The sequence below is a fragment of the Brachyspira pilosicoli genome (genome assembly GCF_019402445.1).
Taxonomy (GTDB): Bacteria; Spirochaetota; Brachyspiria; order Brachyspirales; family Brachyspiraceae; genus Brachyspira; species Brachyspira pilosicoli_B.
Genome location: NZ_SRZM01000252.1, coordinates 1 through 253, shown reverse-complemented (window position 1 = coordinate 253; position 253 = coordinate 1). Strand labels below are relative to the sequence as shown.

At 36.4% G+C, this 253-nt stretch carries 1 pseudogene; it reads left to right on the top strand.

The annotated features are described in order from the left end of the window. A pseudogene (locus tag E6A48_RS08450) lies at nt 1–253 on the top strand (3-deoxy-7-phosphoheptulonate synthase); the annotation flags it as partial.

Below are 253 nucleotides of genomic sequence, written 5' to 3'. Positions count from 1 at the left end.
AATAATAGCAGGACCTTGTTCTGTAGAAAGCGAGGAGCAATTAATAAGCATAGCAAAAAGTGTAAAAGCATCAGGAGCTTCAATGCTTAGAGGAGGAGCTTTTAAGCCTAGAACTTCTCCTTATGCTTTTCAGGGCTTAGCACTTGACGGACTTAAAATATTGAAACTTGCAAGAGAAGAGGTTGGCATACCTATTGTAAGTGAGATAGTATCTATTAGACATTTAGAAGATTTTGAAAATACTGTTGATATG